The organism is Streptomyces sp. NPDC047028, assembly GCF_040644095.1.
In the GTDB taxonomy this organism is placed as follows: Bacteria; Actinomycetota; Actinomycetes; order Streptomycetales; family Streptomycetaceae; genus Streptomyces.
In genome coordinates this window covers 88,967-103,577 of the sequence record NZ_JBEYVS010000008.1, presented here as the reverse complement: position 1 = coordinate 103,577, position 14,611 = coordinate 88,967, and the positions used below count along the sequence as shown (strand labels likewise).

Below are 14,611 nucleotides of genomic sequence, written 5' to 3'. Positions count from 1 at the left end.
CGCGTAGAAGTTGGGGGGACAACTGTTCACTCTTCGCTACGCGTGTCACACAGGGCCACCAGCCCCGCACACACAGCCGTTCCACCCTCGTCCCGGCGCTCACGCACGTCCCCGGAGGGATCCCTTGCCGAGCAGGTCTTCCGCGCGCCTCGCCGCGCTCACCGTCGCCGCCGTCTGCAGCGCGGCGTCCGCCGTCGTCCTCACCTCCCCCGCGCACGCCGACTCGGTGCGCATCCATGACATCCAGGGCACCACCCGCATATCGCCGCTCGCCGGGCAGAAGGTCGCGGACGTACCCGGCATCGTCACGGCCACGCGCTCCTACGGCTCCTCCAAGGGCTTCTGGTTCCAGGACCCGAACCCGGACGACAACCCGGCGACCAGTGAGGGCGTGTTCGTCTACACCGGATCCAACCCGAAGGTCGCCGTCGGCGACTCGGTCACGGTGTCCGGCACGGTCTCGGAGTACGTCCCGGGCGGCACGTCCTCGGGGAACCAGTCACTGACGGAGATCGGCAAGCCGGCGATCACCACGGTCTCCACCGGCAACGCGGTCCCCGCGCCGACGGTGATCGACGCCCGCTCGGTGCCCTCCCGGTACGCGCCGGCCGGTGACACCGCGGCCGGCGGCTCCGTCGACGGCCTGCCGCTGCGGCCGTCGACGTACGCCCTGGACTACTACGAATCCCTGGAGGGCATGAACGTCCAGGTCGCCGACACCCGCGTGGTCACGGGCACCGACCCGTACAGCGAGCTGTGGGTGACGGTGAAGCCGCACGAGCACGCCAACCGGCGCGGCGGCACGGTGTACGGCTCCTACGACGGGCAGAACACCGGCCGGCTGCAGATCCAGTCGCTGGGTTCGACCGCGGACTTCCCGAAGGCGGACGTCGGTGACACCCTCACCGGCACCACCACCGGCCCACTCGACTTCAACCAGTACGGCGGCTACACCCTGGTCGCGAGCGAGCTGGGCACGCTGAAGAGCGGTGGCCTGCAGCGCGAGACCACCCGGAAGCAGTCGCACCGCGAGCTGGCGGTGGCGACGTACAACGTCGAGAACCTCGACCCGTCCGACGGCACCTTCGACGCGCACGCCGCGGCGATCGTGCACAACCTGCAATCCCCGGACATCGTGTCGCTGGAGGAGATCCAGGACGACAACGGCGCCAAGGACGACGGCACGGTCGACGCGAGCACGACCGTGAACAAGCTGATCGACGCGATCGTCGCGGCGGGCGGCCCGCACTACGAGTGGCGCTCGATCAACCCGGTCAACGACCAGGACGGCGGCGAGCCGGGCGGCAACATCCGCAACGTCTTCCTGTTCAACCCGCAGCGGGTGTCCTTCGTGGACCGCGCGGGCGGCGACTCCACCACCGCCGTCGGCGTCACCAAGGTGCACGGCAAGGCGCAGCTGACGGCGTCCCCGGGCCGGATCGCGCCGTCGGACGCGGCCTGGAAGGACAGCCGCAAGCCGTTGGTCGGCCAGTTCGTCTTCCGCGGCAAGACGGTCTTCGTGATCGGCAACCACCTCACGTCCAAGGGCGGCGACCAGGGGCTGACCTCGCAGTACCAGCCGCCCACGCGCAGCTCGGAGATCCAACGGCACGCGCAGGCGACGCTGGTGAACGCGTTCGCGAAGGACATCCTGTCCGTCCAGAAGAACGCGGACGTCATCGCGCTCGGCGACATGAACGACTTCGAGTTCTCCGGCACGGCCAAGATCCTCCAGGACGACGGCGTGCTGTGGTCGGCGATCAAGTCGCTGCCCAGGAGCGAGCGTTACACCTACGACTACCAGGGCAACGAGCAGGTGCTGGACCAGATCCTGATCAGCCCGGCGATCCGGCGCGGCCACGACTTCGCGTACGACAGCGTGCACGTCAACGCGGAGTTCCACGACCAGATCAGCGACCACGACCCGCAGGTGCTGCGGTTCCGTCCGTAGCGCCCGTCGGGCCGGCCCGCTCATGCCCGTGCCCCCGGCCCGCCGCCTCGTGCGGCGGGCCGGGGGCACGTTCGCCTTCCGGGCCCGGGTGGGCCGTGGCCCCGCGGCCGGGGTCAGCCGCTCTCCGTGGACCTGCGCCGCATGGCGACGGCGGCCGTGACGACCACGGCGACGGCCGCGCCCGCGATCAGCACGGGCCGGGGGTTCTGGAACACGTACCGCAGCGGCGGTGCCTGCCGCTCGGCGACGTGCCCCGCGTGCCGGGCCCGGTCGCGGACGCTGTGCACGGTGCTGCCGGCCCTGCTCTGCAGGCCGTGGGCCGTGCCGCCCGTCCGGTCCTGCACGGCGTGGCCCGCCCGGCCGGCCCGGTCGCCCAGGGTGTGGCCGGCGTGCCCGGCCCGTTCCTGGACCATGTGTCCGGCCCGGGTGGCGCGGTCCTGCACGCTGTGGCCGGCCTGGGCGGCGCTGCTGCGCAGTTGCACGGTCATCGCGCCGGCCTTGTCCATGAGGTCGACGGCGCGGGCCCGGGCGCGGCCCTTGACGTCCGCCCTGGCGGCCAGTTCCTCGACCGTGTGGCCCAGCTGGCCGCGGGTCCGCTCGATCTGCCGGCGCAGCTCGTCGGGGCCCTTCGCGCCCGAGCCGTGCGCGCTCCTGTCCGTCATCGGTGTGCCCTTTCCTTGATCTCCTCGACGTCCGCCCTGACGCTGCCGAGCGTGGCCTGCGGCGTCGGCGGTGTGGCGTGGCGCAGCTGGGCGCGCCCGGTAAGCGCGAGCAGGCCGGCGAGGGCGAAGAGGACGCCCGTCATGATCAGCGCCGCCGCCCACACGGGCAGGACCAGTGAGAGTGCGGCGACGCCCGCGCCCGCCAGGACGAGCAGTCCGGCGTAGCCGACGGCGCCCGCCGCCCCGAGCAGTCCGCCGCCGCGCCCGGCGCGGCGGCCCTTCTCCGCCAACTCCTCCTTGGCGAGGGCCACTTCCTGCCGTGCGAGCAGGGATATCTGTTCTGTCGCCCGGCTGACGAGCTCGCCCACCGAAGGGTGCCCGTCAGCGGCGGGCCGTACGTGCGTGGTCCCGGTCACGGTGTCCGCCTCCTCTCGGTACGGACCCCCGGGTACCCAGACCCCCGGTCGTCACCCCTGCCCGGCGGAGCCGCCCCCGCGTTCGCCTAGGTGGGCGAGCTGAGTCTGGAACCAGTCGAGCCGTGCCTGCAACAGAGCGGCCTCCGCGACGAGTTCCGGCACACCGAGATCGCCGCCGGTGTCGGCGACGTCGGCGGCGTCGGGTGGTGTACCGAGGGCGGCGCCCGCGACGACGCGCACTCCCTCGCCGGCGAGCCGGGCGAATCCGGCGAGCGAGCGGGTGGCGCGCGCGTGGACGCATCCGGCGCAGGCGGGGGCGAGGGCCCGCCACCCGGGTCTGCCCCAGCCGGCGTCCGCGAGGGCGGCGGCGGGGGCGCCGCAGGCGCAGGGGCCCACGGTCACGGTGCGTACGCGCTGCCGGGAGGAGCGGTAGCCGCGTTCGAAGCGGATGTAGCGGCCGAGTACGGCCACTTCGAGCAGGACGGCGGTGCGGTGCTCGGCGGTGCAGAGCAGGGCTTCGGCGGCCGTACGGTCGTGCAGGCAGTGGAAGCCGCAGGCGCAGTGGCGCGCGGGTGTCCGGTGCCTGCGGCCGTAGACGCAGGACGCGTCGTCGAGGACGCCGTACGGCAGTGTGCCGCCCAGTGACACACCGGTGAACCCGGCCCGGGTGCCGTCCTGGGACAGCACCGGGTGGGCGATCTTGTATCCGGTCGGCGGCTCCGTCGGGCGTTCCGCGGGGAGCCGTAGCCTCATCGGGCGGCCGGGACCTCTTCGCGGGCCGGTTCGGCCGCGGCGGCCGGTTCGGTGGCGGTGATCTCCTCCGGGAGGTCGCGCTCCGCCTCGTGGGCGAGCGGGCGTTCCTCCGCGACCCCGATGGCCAGTGCCTTGCCGAGCTTCATGGTGCCTCCCATGACCTGACGTCGGTGTGACCTCCTTCCATGGTGACGCATGGAGGGCGGGTTGGACACAGGGCCTCGGAAATCCCAGAGATGCTTATCAATACCTCGTAGAAGAATTAAGTGGAGCTACACGATCGGTGCTGCCGACACTACCCTCATGACGACCGAGACGCTCTCGCCCCGCCCCCGCCCACCCTTCGGCCGCGTCCTGTGCGCGATGATCACCCCCTTCACCGCAGGGGGCGCGCTGGACCCGGACGGGGCCCGTCGGCTGGCCCGGCACCTGGTGGCGGAGGGCTGCGACGGTCTGGTGCTGAGCGGCACCACCGGCGAGTCGCCGACCACGACGGACGCCGAGAAGGCGGAGCTGATCGCGGCAGTACGAGACGCGGTCGGCCCGCTGGTGCCCCTGGTTGCGGGCGTCGGCACCGCCGACACCCGGCACACCGTCGAGCTGGCCCTCGCGGCCGGCGAGGCGGGCGCCGACGGGGTGCTGGTGGTGACGCCGTACTACAGCAGGCCGCCGCAGGACGCGGTGGAGGCGCACTTCCTCGAGGTGGCCGACGCGAGCCGTGTCCCGGTGATGCTCTACGACATCCCCGGCCGCACCGGCACCCGCATCGAGCCGGACACGATGATCCGGCTCGCCGCGCATCCGCGGATCGTGGCGGTCAAGGACTGCTCCTACGACTTCCTCGGCACCCAGAAGGTCCTGGCCCGCACGGACCTCGCGTACTACGCGGGCTGCGACGAGCACATCCTCGCGCTGCGCGCGGTCGGCGCGACCGGCTGCGTGTCCACGATCGCGAACGCGGTCCCGTCCCACGTCGCCGCCGTCCTCGCCGCCTACGACGCCGGGGACACGGCCCGCGCCACCGAACTCCAGCTCCGCCTCACCCCGTTGACCGACGCGATGATGAACACCCCCCTCCCCGGCACAGTCACCACCAAGGCCCTCCTCAACCACCTCCACCACCCCGGCGGCCCAGTCCGTACCCCCCTGCGCCCGGCCGACACCGCGACGACCGCCCGCCTCCTGGCCCACTACGAGAACCTGCTCGCCGCACCGTGACATGACGAAGGCGCCCCCACTCGGTGTGGAGGCGCTTCGTGGGTCGTAGTGGGTCAGTTGTGGGCGTGGAGGATGTCGTTGAGGCCGCCCCAGACCGCGTTGTTCGGGCGGGCCTCCACCGCGCCGGTGACCGAGTTGCGGCGGAAGAGGATGTTGGAGGCGCCGCTCAGGTCGCGGGCCTTGACGATCTGACCGTCGGGCATGGTGACGCGGGTGCCCGCGGTGACGTAGAGGCCGGCCTCGACCACGCACTCGTCACCGAGGGCGATGCCGACGCCCGCCTCGGCGCCGACCAGGCAGCGCTCGCCGATGGTGATGCGGACGTTGCCGCCGCCGGACAGGGTCCCCATGGTGGACGCGCCGCCGCCGATGTCGGAGCCGTTGCCCACGACGACACCGGCGGAGATGCGGCCCTCGACCATCGACGTGCCGAGCGTGCCGGCGTTGAAGTTGACGAAGCCCTCGTGCATGACCGTCGTGCCCTCGGCCAGGTGCGCGCCCAGGCGGACCCGGTCGGCGTCGGCGATGCGGACGCCCTTGGGGGCCACGTAGTCCGTCATGCGCGGGAACTTGTCGATCGAGGTCACCTGGAGGTGCAGGCCCTCGGCGCGGGCGTTGAGCCGCACCTTCTCGACGTCGTCCACGGCGACCGGGCCGAGCGAGGTCCAGGCCACGTTGGCGAGGTGCCCGAAGATGCCGTCCAGGCTCTGGCCGTGCGGCTTGACCAGGCGGTGGGAGAGCAGGTGCAGGCGCAGGTAGGTGTCGTGCGCGTCGATCGGCTTGTCGTCGAGCGAGGCGATGACCGTACGGACCGCGACGACCTCGACGCCCCGGCGGGCGTCCGGGCCGGTGGCCGCCGTGGCTCCGCCGCCGAGGAGTTCCGCGGCCTGCTCGGCGGACAGTCGCTCGGTACCGGAGGGGCCGGGCTGGTCGGCCAGCTCGGGCGCGGGGAACCAGGTGTCGAGGACGGTGCCGTCGGAGGCGATGGTGGCGAGGCCGGCGGCCACGGCACCGGTGGTGCGGGGAGCAGTCGTGTCGGTCATGTGGAAAACCTAACGTGGGCCGGGGCGTGGGAGCGAACCGTGTCTCACGTGCCGGGCGCACCTCGGAGGATCAGCCGGGACAGCGCGGTGCGCGTGTGTGCCTCGTCGTACGAACCGCCCGTGAGCAGCACTTGCAGGCAGATGCCGTCCATGAGCGCGAGCAGGGCGCGTGCGGTCGTGGGATCGGTGCGCGCGGTCAGGCGCCGCGCCGTCTCCCGGGTCCACCGCTCGGCGACGGGGCGCAGGGCGGGGCGCCGGAGCGCGGCGAGATACAGCTCGTACTCCAGCTCGGCGCCCGCCCGGTCGCCGCCCAGCCACGCGCCGAGGGCCCGGGCGAGACCCGCCGCGAGGTCGCCCCCGTCCTCCGCCAGGACCCCGCTCGCGTCCAGCGCGGCCCCGAAGCCCTCGCTGGCCTGCTCCAGCGCGGCCACCAGCAGATCGTCCAGCGTGGCGAAGTGGTACGTCGTCGAGCCGAGCGGCACGTCCGCCTCGGCCGCGACCGAGCGGTGACTGAGCCCGGCGATGCCCTTCTCCCCCACGACCCGCAGCGCCGCGTCGATGATCCGCTGCCGCCTGCCGGGGTCGTAGCGGCGGGGCATCAGTGCGCCCCGCCCAGGTTGAGGACCACCACGCCGCCGATGATCAGCACGATTCCGGCCACCTTGACCAGGTTGAGCCCCTCCCCGAACAGCATCAGGCCGATGACGGCGATCGTCGCCGTACCGACGCCCGCCCAGATCGCGTACGCCGTGCCGATCGCGACGGTCTTGAGGGTCTGGGCGAGCAGCGCGAAGGAGAGGACGTAGCCCAGGGCCGTGATCAGGGACGGCCAGAGCCTGCTGAACCCCTCGCTGTACTTCATCGCCGTCGTCGCGGCGACCTCGGCGGCGATGGCGCCGGCAAGCAGGAGGTATCCCATGTGTACGAGCGTACACATCGACGCCTCGGCCGTACACAGGGCGAGACCCGCACACGCCGAAGGGGGCCGCGGCGTCCTGCCGCGACCCCCTTCACGGGCTCTGTCTCAGACGTTGAAGCCGAGCGCGCGCAGCTGCTCGCGCCCGTCGTCCGTGATCTTGTCCGGGCCCCACGGCGGCATCCAGACCCAGTTGATGCGCAGCTCGTTGACGAGGCCGTCCGTGGCGGACTTGGCCTGGTCCTCGATGACGTCCGTCAGCGGGCAGGCCGCGGAGGTCAGGGTCATGTCGACGGTCGCCACGTTGGAGTCGTCCACGTGGATGCCGTAGATCAGGCCGAGGTTGACGACGTCGATGCCCAGCTCGGGGTCGACGACGTCCATCAGGGCCTCGCGGAGCTCCTCCTCCGAGGCCGGTTTCATCTCCACGGTCTCGCTCATGCCGTCTTCCTTTCGGCGTCGGTGCCGGCGCCGTCCAGCGCCTGGGCCGTCGCGTCCTTCCACGCCATCCAGCTCAGGAGGGCGCACTTGACCCGCGCGGGGTACTTGGAGACGCCGGCGAACGCGACCGCGTCCTCCAGCACCTCCTCCATCGCGTCGTCCGGCTCGATCCGGCCCTTGGACTGCATCAGCTCCAGGAAGGTCTCCTGGATCTTCTGCGCGTCGGCGAGGTCCTTGCCGACGAGGAGTTCGTTCAACACGGAGGCCGACGCCTGGCTGATGGAACAGCCCTGGCCCTCGTAGCTGACGTCCTGGATCGTCGAGCCGTCGTACTTCACTCGGAGCGTGATCTCGTCGCCGCAGGTCGGGTTGACGTGGTGCACCTCGGCGTCGCCATCCCGCAAGCCCCGCCCGTGCGGGTTCTTGTAGTGGTCCAGGATGACTTCCTGGTACATCGAGTCCAGCTTCACGCCTCAGCCCTTCATCCGAAGAAGTTCCGTACGTGCTCCAGGCCGTCGACCAGGGCGTCGATCTCGGCCGGCGTGGAGTACAGATAGAACGACGCTCGCGTGGTCGCGGGAATTCCGTACCGCAGGCAGACCGGCCGCGCGCAGTGGTGGCCGACCCGGACCGCGATGCCCTGCTCGTCGAGGACCTGGCCCACGTCGTGCGGGTGGATGTCGCCGAGCGTGAAGGAGATCGCCGCGCCCCGGTCCTCGGCCGTGGCCGGACCGATGATCTTCAGGTCCGAGACCTCGGCCAGCCGCTGGACGGCGTACTCCGTCAGCGCGTGCTCGTGGGCGAGGATCTTGTCCATGCCGATCGAGTTGAGGTAGTCGATCGCCGCGCCGAGGCCGACCGCCTGCGAGATCGGCGGGGTACCGGCCTCGAACTTGTGCGGCGCCGGGGCGTACGTCGACGAGTGCATCGAGACGGTCTCGATCATCTCGCCGCCGCCGAGGAACGGAGGCAGGTCCTCCAGCAGCTCCTGGCGGCCCCAGAGGACGCCGATGCCGGTCGGGCCGCACATCTTGTGGCCGGTGAAGGCCACGAAGTCGGCCTGCAGGGCCTGCACGTCCACCGGCATGTGCGGGGCGGCCTGGGAGGCGTCGACGCAGACGAGGGCGCCGACCTCCTGGGCACGGCGCACGATCGCGTCGACCGGGTTGACCGTGCCGAGGATGTTCGACACCAGCACGAAGGAGACGATCTTCGTCTTCTCGGTGATGACCTCGTCGATGCGGGACAGGTCGAGCCTGCCGTCGTCGTCGAGGCCGAACCACTTCAGCTTCGCGCCGGTGCGCTGCGCGAGCAGCTGCCACGGCACGATGTTGGAGTGGTGCTCCATCTCCGTGATGACGATCTCGGTCTCGTGGTCCACGCGGTAGGGCTCGTCGGCCCAGCCCAGCATGTTCGCCACGAGGTTCAGCGACTCGGAGGCGTTCTTGGTGAAGATCACCTCGTCGCGGCTGGGCGCGTTGATGAACTCCGCGACCTTGTCACGCGCGCCCTCGTACAGCGCCGTGGCCTCCTCGGCGAGCACGTGCACACCGCGGTGGACGTTGGCGTTGTGCTGTTCGTAGTACTCGTTGAGCACGTCGAGCACCTGGCGCGGCGTCTGGGAGGTCGCCGCGTTGTCCAGGTAGACGAGCTTCTTGCCGTCGTGGAGGACCCGGTCCAGGATCGGGAAGTCCTTGCGGATCGCCTCGGTGTCGAGGAGGCCCGGCAGCTGTGTCACGCGGATACGCCACCCTTCGTGTATGCCTCGTAGCCCTCGTTCTCCAGCTTCTCCGCGAGCTCCGGACCGCCGGACTCGGCGATGCGGCCATCGGCGAACACGTGCACGAAGTCGGGCTTGATGTAGCGGAGGATGCGCGTGTAGTGCGTGATCAGCAGGGTGCCGACCTCACCGGTCTCGCGGACGCGGTTCACGCCCTCGGAGACGATCCGCAGAGCGTCCACGTCGAGGCCGGAGTCGGTCTCGTCGAGGATCGCGACCTTCGGCTTGAGCAGCTCCAGCTGGAGGATCTCGTGGCGCTTCTTCTCACCGCCGGAGAAGCCCTCGTTCACGTTGCGCTCGGCGAAGGACGGGTCCATGTGGAGGCGCTCCATCGTCTCCTTGACCTCCTTCACCCAGGTACGCAGCTTGGGGGCCTCGCCGCGGATCGCGGTGGCGGAGGTGCGCAGGAAGTTGGAGACCGAGACGCCGGGGACCTCGACCGGGTACTGCATCGCCAGGAACAGGCCCGCGCGGGCGCGCTCGTCGACGGACATCTCCAGGACGTCCTCGCCGTCGAGCAGCACGGTGCCGCCGGTGATCGTGTACTTCGGGTGACCCGCGAGCGAGTAGGCGAGGGTCGACTTGCCGGAGCCGTTGGGGCCCATGATGGCGTGCGTCTCGCCCTGCTTCACGGTGAGGTCGACGCCCTTGAGGATCTCCTTCGTGGCGTTGTCGGCCTCGACGGTGACGTGCAGGTCTCGGATTTCAAGCGTTGCCATGGGTGCCTCAGGACTCCTGGGAGAGGGAGACGAGCACGTCGTCCCCTTCGATCTTTACGGGGTATACGGGGACGGGGCGCGTCGCGGGGAGGCCGGACGGCTTGCCGGTGCGGAGGTCGAAGCTGGAGCCGTGCAGCCAGCACTCGATCTGGCAGTCCTCCACCTCGCCCTCGGAGAGGGAGACGTTCGCGTGGGAGCAGATGTCGTGGATCGCGAACACCTCGCCCTCGGTCTTGACGACCGAGACCGGCGTGCCGTCGAGTTCCACCCGCTTCGGGGTGTCCTCCTCCAGCTCGCTCAGCCCACAGGCGCGTACGAAGGTCATGCGACCGAAGCCTCCAGCTCCTCCTCGATCTTGGCGAGCAGGCGCTCCTCGATGTCGGCGACACCGATCTGCTGGACCAGCTCGGCGAAGAAGCCGCGGACCACCAGGCGGCGGGCGTCCTGCTCCGGGATGCCGCGGGCCATCAGGTAGAAGAGCTGCTCGTCGTCGAAGCGGCCGGTGGCGGAGGCGTGGCCGGCGCCGACGATCTCGCCGGTCTCGATCTCCAGGTTCGGCACCGAGTCGACGCGCGCGCCGTCCGTGAGGACCAGGTTGCGGTTCATCTCGTAGGTGTCGGTGCCCTCGGCCTTGGCCTCGATGAGCACGTCGCCGATCCAGACCGCGTGGGCGGACTCGCCCTGGAGCGCGCCCTTGTAGGCGACGTTCGACTTGCAGTGCGGGGCGTTGTGGGTGACCAGCAGGCGGTGCTCCTGGTGCTGCCCCGCGTCGGTGAAGTACAGGCCGTACAGCTCGGCCTCGCCGCCGGTGCCCGCGTACTCCACGCGCGGATGCAGGCGGACGACGTCACCGCCGAAGGTGACGACGACCGACTTGAAGGAGGCGTCGCGGCCGACCAGCGCGTTGTGCTGGGCGACGTGCACGGCCTTGTCGTCCCAGTCCTGCACGGAGACGACGGTCAGCTTGGCGCCGTCGCCGAGCAGGTAGTCGACGTTGGCGGCGAGGACCGCGTCACCGGTGTGGTCGATGACGACGACGGCCTCGGCGAAGGCGCCCAGCTCGATCACCTGGTGGCCGAAGCGGGTGCCGCCCTGGCCGTGCACCGCGATGCGGATCGGCTCGGTGAGGACGGTCTCCTTCGGGACGGTCACGACCGAGGCCTGCTCGAAGTGGGAGTAGGCCTGGGCGGCGATCCGGTCCACCGGGGTGCCCGCCTTGCCGAGCCGCGCGTCGTCACGGCCGACGGTCTCGACGGTGACGCCCTCGGGGGCCTCGATGTCGACCTTCACGCCGTCGCCGTCGGCGACGGCGGTGCCGTCGTGCAGTCCGCGCAGGCGCTCCAGCGGGGTGAACCGCCACTCCTCCTCGCGGCCGTGCGGGACGGGGAAGTCCGCCACGTCGAAGGAGGGGGGAGCGCTCATGCGCGAGACGACGGTCGACTCCGCGGCGACCGCGATCGAGCCCGCGGTGGTCGACCCCACGGGGATGTTCTGGGCCTCAGCCATGGCTGTCGTGGTGCTCTCTTTCTGAGTAAGACGTCTGCTGGCGATGACGGGCGGCGGTCTTAACCGACCGCGCCTTCCATCTGCAGCTCGATCAGCCGGTTGAGTTCCAGCGCGTACTCCATGGGGAGCTCCTTGGCGATCGGCTCGACGAAGCCGCGCACGATCATCGCCATCGCCTCGAACTCCGTCAGGCCGCGGCTCATCAGGTAGAAGAGCTGGTCCTCGGAGACCTTGGAGACGGTGGCCTCGTGGCCCATGGAGACGTCGTCCTCGCGGACGTCGACGTACGGGTACGTGTCGGAGCGGGAGATGGTGTCGACCAGCAGCGCGTCGCACAGCACGTTCGACTTGGCGCCCGGGGCGCCCTCGCCGATCTCGATCAGACCGCGGTAGGAGGTGCGGCCGCCGCCGCGCGCCACGGACTTGGAGACGATGTTGGACGACGTGTTCGGCGCCATGTGGACCATCTTGGCGCCCGCGTCCTGGTGCTGCCCCTCGCCGGCGAAGGCGATGGACAGGGTCTCGCCCTTGGCGTGCTCACCCATCAGGTAGACGGCCGGGTACTTCATCGTCACCTTGGAGCCGATGTTGCCGTCGATCCACTCCATGGTCGCGCCCTCGTACGCCACGGCGCGCTTGGTGACCAGGTTGTAGACGTTGTTCGACCAGTTCTGGATGGTCGTGTAACGGCAGCGGGCGTTCTTCTTGACGATGATCTCGACGACCGCGGAGTGCAGCGAGTCCGACTTGTAGATCGGGGCGGTGCAGCCCTCGACGTAGTGCACGTACGCGCCCTCGTCGACGATGATCAGGGTCCGCTCGAACTGGCCCATGTTCTCGGTGTTGATCCGGAAGTAGGCCTGGAGCGGGATCTCCACGTGCACGCCCTTCGGCACGTAGATGAAGGAGCCGCCCGACCACACGGCGGTGTTCAGCGAGGCGAACTTGTTGTCACCGGCGGGGATGACGGTGCCGAAGTACTCCTTGAAGAGCTCCGGGTGCTGCTTCAGCGCGGTGTCGGTGTCCAGGAAGATGACACCCTGCTCCTCCAGGTCCTCGCGGATCTGGTGGTAGACGACCTCCGACTCGTACTGCGCGGCGACACCGGCGACGAGGCGCTGCTTCTCGGCCTCCGGGATGCCCAGCTTGTCGTAGGTGTTCTTGATGTCCTCGGGCAGGTCCTCCCAGGACTCCGCCTGCTTCTCCGTGGAGCGCACGAAGTACTTGATGTTGTCGAAGTCGATGCCCGACAGGTCCGAGCCCCAGTTCGGCATGGGCTTCTTCTCGAAGAGCTTCAGACCCTTCAGGCGCAGCTTGGTCATCCACTCGGGCTCGGACTTCTTGCCCGAGATGTCGCGGACGACGTCCTCGTTCAGGCCGCGCCGGGCGGAGGCACCGGCCACGTCGGAGTCGGCCCAGCCGTATTCGTACTTGCCCAGGCCCTCGAGTTCGGGGTGGGCAGTCTCCGTGGGGAGCGTCATGCGGGGTTCCTCCCGGCCGTGCTTGCAGGTGCGTCAGTGGAAATCTTGGGGATGAACGTGGTGCACACGCCGTCGCCGTGGGCGATCGTCGCCAGTCGCTGGACGTGAGTACCCAGAAGCTCGGCGAAGATCTCGGTCTCCGCCTCACACAGCTGCGGGTACTGCTCCGCCACATGGGCGACCGGGCAGTGGTGCTGGCACAGTTGCTCGCCCTTGTGCGGGAGGGGGGCGCTGCGCGCCGTAGCAGCGTACCCGTCCACGGTCAGGGCCTTGGCCAGGGCTTCCGCGCGCTCGTCGGGTCCGGCGGCCTCGATCGCCCGGCGGTACGCGCCCGCCTGGGCGGCGATCCGGGCGCGCGCGAAGGCGGCGACCGCGTCCGAGCCGCCCTCGCGCTCGGCGATCCAGCGCAGGGCGTCCGCGGCGAGCTTGTCGTACGACTGGTCGAAGGCGTCCCGGCCGCAGTCCGTCAGCGCGAAGACCTTCGCGGGGCGGCCACGCGTGCGCGTGCCGTACACGCGCTGCTCGCGGGCCTCCACGACGTCGTCGGCGACGAGCGCGTCCAGGTGACGCCGTACGGCCGCCTGGGTGAGGCCCAGCCTGCCGGCCAGCTCGGCGACGGTGGAGGGCCCGTGGTCCAGGATGGATCGCGCGACGCGGTTGCGCGTGGAGCGCTCACCGGTCGCGAGGTCCTCCTGCGGGGCCCCCAGGGGGGTCTCCCGAGCCTCACCGACGTTTTTCACAACGCCATTGTTGCGTAATTCCGCGGACCGGGGCAAGCGGCGTCCGGATCACCACGCGGTGCGCTGCGTCACTTAGGCCCACCTAACCTGACCTGCACGAACGATCTTTGATCGATCAATTCAGTGGCATCGGCACACCCGCGGAAGACTCCGCGACCATGTCCACAGCCCGTCCGACCGGCCCACTCGTCACTCGCGACAGCCTCGCCGCCGACCTGCGCCGCCTGGGCGTACAGCCCGGCGAGACCCTGCTCGTGCACTCCTCGCTCAGCTCGCTCGGCTGGGTGAACGGCGGCGCCGTCGCCGTCGTGCAGGCGCTGCTCGACGTCCTCGGCCCCGACGGCACTCTCGTCGTCCCGACCCAGTCGGCGGACCTGAGCGACCCCGCCGGATGGGTGAACCCGCCGGTTCCCGAGGAATGGTGGAAGCCGATCCGGGCGACCATGCTCGCGTACGACCCACGGATCACCCCCACGCGCGGGATGGGCGTGATCCCGGAGACCGTACGGACCTGGCCGGGTGCCCGGCGCAGCGCCCACGCCCAGAGTTCGTTCGCCGCGCTCGGCCCCCGCGCGCGGGAGATCACCGGAACGCACGCCACCGACTGCCGGTTCGGTGAGCACAGCCCGCTGGCCCGGCTGGAGGCGATCGGGGCGCGGGTGCTCCTGCTCGGCGTCGGGTACGAGAGCTGCACCAGCTTCCACCTCGCCGAGTACCGGATACCCGGGGCGCCGAAGGAAGGGGTCGGGCGGCCCGTGAGCGGTGGTGGTTGGGAGTCGGAGACCGATGTGGCCGTCAGTTCCGAGCGGTTCGGCGAACTGGGTCGCGACTTCGAGCGGGACCGGCCGGTCCTGCGCGGGACGGCGGGCGCCGCCGACGTACGGCTGTTCGCCGTCGCGGACGCGGTGGCCTACGCCGAGCGGTGGCTGCCCGTGCACCGGCCCCCGGCCGCATGAGATCCACTGCCGCTCCCTAGACTCTGGGG

Annotated in this window: 18 protein-coding genes; 3 read left to right on the top strand and 15 right to left on the bottom strand. The window is 70.7% G+C overall.

Going from position 1 to position 14,611, the window contains the following annotated elements; all coding sequences use genetic code 11:
- The first annotated feature begins 124 nt into the window (after nucleotides 1-124).
- Nucleotides 125-1,951 carry an endonuclease/exonuclease/phosphatase family protein gene (locus ABZ854_RS10065; protein ID WP_361207088.1) on the top strand — a complete coding sequence of 609 codons (1,827 nt, stop codon included), beginning with the start codon at nucleotides 125-127 and terminating at the stop codon, nucleotides 1,949-1,951.
- A 113-nt stretch (nucleotides 1,952-2,064) separates the two neighbouring features.
- On the opposite strand, the gene ABZ854_RS10060 is transcribed toward ABZ854_RS10065, so the two are convergent.
- The 4 genes from ABZ854_RS10060 to ABZ854_RS10045 are packed head-to-tail and all read right to left on the bottom strand — an operon-like array spanning nucleotide 2,065 to nucleotide 3,940.
- On the bottom strand, nucleotides 2,065-2,613 hold the full coding sequence (locus ABZ854_RS10060) for a DUF3618 domain-containing protein (protein WP_361207085.1): 549 nt from the start codon (nucleotides 2,611-2,613) through the stop codon (nucleotides 2,065-2,067).
- On the bottom strand, nucleotides 2,610-3,029 hold the full coding sequence (locus ABZ854_RS10055; protein WP_361207082.1) for a phage holin family protein: 420 nt from the start codon (nucleotides 3,027-3,029) through the stop codon (nucleotides 2,610-2,612). The genes ABZ854_RS10060 and ABZ854_RS10055 overlap by 4 nt, the downstream gene beginning before the upstream one ends.
- Before the next feature lie 51 nt (nucleotides 3,030-3,080).
- A complete protein-coding gene (locus ABZ854_RS10050; protein ID WP_361207079.1) occupies nucleotides 3,081-3,782 on the bottom strand; it encodes a hypothetical protein in 702 nt (233 codons plus the stop codon).
- Nucleotides 3,779-3,940, bottom strand: a complete 162-nt coding sequence (locus tag ABZ854_RS10045; RefSeq protein WP_361207407.1) for a hypothetical protein — start codon at nucleotides 3,938-3,940, stop codon at nucleotides 3,779-3,781. Before ABZ854_RS10045 ends, ABZ854_RS10050 begins: the two co-directional genes overlap by 4 nt.
- 145 nt (nucleotides 3,941-4,085) lie before the next feature.
- Between ABZ854_RS10045 and dapA the strand changes: the two genes are divergently transcribed.
- Complete coding sequence (dapA, locus tag ABZ854_RS10040; RefSeq protein WP_361207076.1) at nucleotides 4,086-5,000, top strand: 4-hydroxy-tetrahydrodipicolinate synthase; 915 nt, start codon at nucleotides 4,086-4,088, stop codon at nucleotides 4,998-5,000.
- 53 nt (nucleotides 5,001-5,053) lie between these two features.
- On the opposite strand, the gene dapD is transcribed toward dapA, so the two are convergent.
- The 11 genes from dapD to ABZ854_RS09985 form a co-directional block, all read right to left on the bottom strand.
- The gene (gene dapD / locus ABZ854_RS10035) at nucleotides 5,054-6,043 is read right to left on the bottom strand and encodes a 2,3,4,5-tetrahydropyridine-2,6-dicarboxylate N-succinyltransferase (protein WP_361207073.1); all 990 of its coding nucleotides are present in this window, start codon (nucleotides 6,041-6,043) and stop codon (nucleotides 5,054-5,056) included.
- 44 nt (nucleotides 6,044-6,087) lie between these two features.
- Nucleotides 6,088-6,642 (bottom strand): TetR family transcriptional regulator, encoded by a 555-nt coding sequence (locus ABZ854_RS10030; RefSeq protein WP_361207070.1) that lies wholly within the window; start codon nucleotides 6,640-6,642, stop codon nucleotides 6,088-6,090.
- Nucleotides 6,642-6,962 carry a multidrug efflux SMR transporter gene (locus ABZ854_RS10025; protein ID WP_361207067.1) on the bottom strand — a complete coding sequence of 107 codons (321 nt, stop codon included), beginning with the start codon at nucleotides 6,960-6,962 and terminating at the stop codon, nucleotides 6,642-6,644. The genes ABZ854_RS10030 and ABZ854_RS10025 overlap by 1 nt, the downstream gene beginning before the upstream one ends.
- Nucleotides 6,963-7,067: 105 nt before the next feature.
- The gene (locus tag ABZ854_RS10020) at nucleotides 7,068-7,400 is read right to left on the bottom strand and encodes a metal-sulfur cluster assembly factor (protein ID WP_129309783.1); all 333 of its coding nucleotides are present in this window, start codon (nucleotides 7,398-7,400) and stop codon (nucleotides 7,068-7,070) included.
- The gene (sufU, locus tag ABZ854_RS10015; protein ID WP_129309782.1) at nucleotides 7,397-7,870 is read right to left on the bottom strand and encodes a Fe-S cluster assembly sulfur transfer protein SufU; all 474 of its coding nucleotides are present in this window, start codon (nucleotides 7,868-7,870) and stop codon (nucleotides 7,397-7,399) included. The genes ABZ854_RS10020 and sufU overlap by 4 nt, the downstream gene beginning before the upstream one ends.
- A gap of 11 nt (nucleotides 7,871-7,881) precedes the next feature.
- On the bottom strand, nucleotides 7,882-9,138 hold the full coding sequence (locus ABZ854_RS10010) for a cysteine desulfurase (RefSeq protein ID WP_361207062.1): 1,257 nt from the start codon (nucleotides 9,136-9,138) through the stop codon (nucleotides 7,882-7,884).
- On the bottom strand, nucleotides 9,135-9,899 hold the full coding sequence (sufC, locus tag ABZ854_RS10005; protein ID WP_361207060.1) for a Fe-S cluster assembly ATPase SufC: 765 nt from the start codon (nucleotides 9,897-9,899) through the stop codon (nucleotides 9,135-9,137). The genes ABZ854_RS10010 and sufC overlap by 4 nt, the downstream gene beginning before the upstream one ends.
- A gap of 7 nt (nucleotides 9,900-9,906) precedes the next feature.
- Nucleotides 9,907-10,224, bottom strand: a complete 318-nt coding sequence (locus ABZ854_RS10000) for a non-heme iron oxygenase ferredoxin subunit (RefSeq protein ID WP_361207057.1) — start codon at nucleotides 10,222-10,224, stop codon at nucleotides 9,907-9,909.
- A complete protein-coding gene (sufD, locus tag ABZ854_RS09995) occupies nucleotides 10,221-11,405 on the bottom strand; it encodes a Fe-S cluster assembly protein SufD (RefSeq protein ID WP_361207055.1) in 1,185 nt (394 codons plus the stop codon). Before sufD ends, ABZ854_RS10000 begins: the two co-directional genes overlap by 4 nt.
- A 59-nt stretch (nucleotides 11,406-11,464) precedes the next feature.
- Nucleotides 11,465-12,886 carry a Fe-S cluster assembly protein SufB gene (sufB, locus tag ABZ854_RS09990; protein WP_361207052.1) on the bottom strand — a complete coding sequence of 474 codons (1,422 nt, stop codon included), beginning with the start codon at nucleotides 12,884-12,886 and terminating at the stop codon, nucleotides 11,465-11,467.
- On the bottom strand, nucleotides 12,883-13,626 hold the full coding sequence (locus ABZ854_RS09985) for an ArsR family transcriptional regulator (RefSeq protein ID WP_361207049.1): 744 nt from the start codon (nucleotides 13,624-13,626) through the stop codon (nucleotides 12,883-12,885). The genes sufB and ABZ854_RS09985 overlap by 4 nt, the downstream gene beginning before the upstream one ends.
- Nucleotides 13,627-13,784: 158 nt before the next feature.
- Between ABZ854_RS09985 and ABZ854_RS09980 the strand changes: the two genes are divergently transcribed.
- A complete protein-coding gene (locus ABZ854_RS09980) occupies nucleotides 13,785-14,582 on the top strand; it encodes an AAC(3) family N-acetyltransferase (protein ID WP_361207046.1) in 798 nt (265 codons plus the stop codon).
- The last annotated feature ends 29 nt before the right edge of the window (nucleotides 14,583-14,611 follow it).

Bases quoted from the DNA above. Each gene is read 5' to 3' on its own strand.
- ABZ854_RS10060 (WP_361207085.1), bottom strand. From the start codon at position 2,613: ATGACGGACAGGAGCGCGCACGGCTCGGGCGCGAAGGGCCCCGACGAG.
- ABZ854_RS10050 (WP_361207079.1), bottom strand. From the start codon at position 3,782: ATGAGGCTACGGCTCCCCGCGGAACGCCCGACGGAGCCGCCGACCGGA.
- ABZ854_RS10045 (WP_361207407.1), bottom strand. From the start codon at position 3,940: ATGGGAGGCACCATGAAGCTCGGCAAGGCACTGGCCATCGGGGTCGCG.
- dapA (WP_361207076.1), top strand. From the start codon at position 4,086: ATGACGACCGAGACGCTCTCGCCCCGCCCCCGCCCACCCTTCGGCCGC.
- dapD (WP_361207073.1), bottom strand. From the start codon at position 6,043: ATGACCGACACGACTGCTCCCCGCACCACCGGTGCCGTGGCCGCCGGC.
- ABZ854_RS10030 (WP_361207070.1), bottom strand. From the start codon at position 6,642: ATGCCCCGCCGCTACGACCCCGGCAGGCGGCAGCGGATCATCGACGCG.
- ABZ854_RS10025 (WP_361207067.1), bottom strand. From the start codon at position 6,962: ATGGGATACCTCCTGCTTGCCGGCGCCATCGCCGCCGAGGTCGCCGCG.
- ABZ854_RS10020 (WP_129309783.1), bottom strand. From the start codon at position 7,400: ATGAGCGAGACCGTGGAGATGAAACCGGCCTCGGAGGAGGAGCTCCGC.
- sufC (WP_361207060.1), bottom strand. From the start codon at position 9,899: ATGGCAACGCTTGAAATCCGAGACCTGCACGTCACCGTCGAGGCCGAC.
- ABZ854_RS10000 (WP_361207057.1), bottom strand. From the start codon at position 10,224: ATGACCTTCGTACGCGCCTGTGGGCTGAGCGAGCTGGAGGAGGACACC.
- sufD (WP_361207055.1), bottom strand. From the start codon at position 11,405: ATGGCTGAGGCCCAGAACATCCCCGTGGGGTCGACCACCGCGGGCTCG.
- sufB (WP_361207052.1), bottom strand. From the start codon at position 12,886: ATGACGCTCCCCACGGAGACTGCCCACCCCGAACTCGAGGGCCTGGGC.
- ABZ854_RS09980 (WP_361207046.1), top strand. From the start codon at position 13,785: ATGTCCACAGCCCGTCCGACCGGCCCACTCGTCACTCGCGACAGCCTC.